This is a genomic window from Endozoicomonas sp. SESOKO3 (genome assembly GCF_024606255.1).
Genome location: NZ_JAHHPR010000498.1, coordinates 1 through 1,861, shown reverse-complemented (window position 1 = coordinate 1,861; position 1,861 = coordinate 1). Strand labels below are relative to the sequence as shown.

The 1,861-nt window shown below is 50.5% G+C and carries 1 protein-coding gene; it reads right to left on the bottom strand.

The annotated features are described in order from the left end of the window. Positions 1 to 1,861: calcium-binding protein (locus tag KDK18_RS08665; RefSeq protein WP_306670899.1), on the bottom strand; the 1,861-nt coding region annotated here is incomplete at both ends.

Genomic DNA, 1,861 nt, shown 5'->3' with positions numbered 1-1,861 from the left:
TTCTATCAGTCCCTGCTTACTGAAGTAATACAAATCCTGGTCTGATTTCAGGTAGATGCCCTGATCTGAAAAATAGACATAACCTCTCGTACCTCTTCTCTGCTTTCCGGAGTTTGAGATCACGTGGATGTCCTGATTTGAATGGACACGCTTTTTCTTTTTATCTCCTCTCCGGTCATGGGCCACTCTGTAAACGATTTCCCCAACGTAATAGAAGATCTGGTTGCTGTACTGATCAGAAATCCGTCTTACGCCTGTGTGCTTTTTATCGTAACCTGTCAGTAAATGGTCAGATATCAATACTTTGTCAACCAGTTCACGCGAGTAGTCAGCTTTTATCTCTGACAGCGGGGCAATGTATAATTTCCTTGGGCTCAGATACTCATCGGGAGTGGCTTTGGTGGACCTGAAACCGCGCTCCGGTATGCGAAGGAGTCGAAAAAGGGTTGTTCCTCCTGTTTCATTGCCATCCGGCGCAAGGCGCTTAAGGTTGTGGTCTTGCAGGTATACAGCAAAATGGCTACGCCAGCGTCCTTCTTGTAAGTTAACCTCGAAGAATGCGCTGGATTTCGTCCAGGGAAGGGGATAGTAACCCCTAAACCTTTGATGGAGGGTGTTGTATCCGGAGTAAGGAAACCTGACCTGTGCCGGCAAAACAAGGGTATCATTTCCATGACCTCCTCTAATGTTCCCTATGCCTAAGCCCGGTTGAAGCAAGTCATCTCCAGTACCGCCATACTGTTCGATATCGCCAAGGTCATCTATGAGCCTGTCATTATCATCGCCTCCGTCCTGTAGCGCGCCGTTAAAAATAGTGTCACCACCTGGTCCGCCAAAGCCTATCCCACGATATCCCAGATGGAGGACGTCATTACCACGGTTGCCATAGGCAGTCCCTGACCCGTCAATCCATATCCTGTCACTATCAGGGCCTCCAAACGCCTTCCCTGACCTTTCGATCCGGATAGTATCACGGCCTGTGCCCCCTTTTGCTATGCCATCTTTTTTCAGGATCAGCCTGTCGTTGCCTGAACCGCCATAGAGCTCTCCCTTGTCAGCGATCAGGGTGTCATCGCCATCCAGACCATAAAATATCTTGTAACCTTTCTTGCCATACATGTAGTCCCGCAGAGTCGTTCCTATCACCTCTCGCCTGACGTTGAGTCCAGCTTCAAGGGCAAGTCCCTTGTCTCTTTTGCCACCCAAAAGCCTGTCAATGGACTTCGTCAATGACTCGAGATTATCCTCGTACTTATCCTGATCAAGAAAATCGCTGGCATCCAGGTGGAGCTGAAGCCTCCTGTAGCCAGCTTTCTCAAAATGAGCCACTTTGTCTTCAATATATTTTTTGAATTCATCGCCTGCCAATAAAGCATCGAAATCCTGCCTGGCGTTAGGTGGCGGCATCAGTGCCACCAGGGCAGTCTGCACGAAACCCAACAGCGTGCTGATCAGATCTACAACAAGACCCAGCTTTGGAAAGATGAAGTCCAGCGCCAGACCCAGAACATCAAGGCCAATCGTAATGACATCAAGGGCCGCTATTGCGCCAAAAATGGCCGCCTGTTTACGGTTGCCAGCCTTGCTTGCCGCCACGGCGTTGTCGACATTACCGGCCAGTGAAACAGTGCCAGCGGCCAGAGCTATGACACCGCCTACCAGCGGTAAAGCCCTGGCTACCATTCGCGACGCTTTTGGACCCAGCTTGAAAGCTACGCCAATGGCTCCTGCCGGATTTTTCGTTTTGACAAGGGTTTTACTCAGCAACCAGTTGCCGCTCATGGCGAGGCTGTAGTTTGAGCCGATTATGTTCAGAACCGCCCCCGCATAGGCCATGTTCCTGGCTTCAGCAGGCATCGCG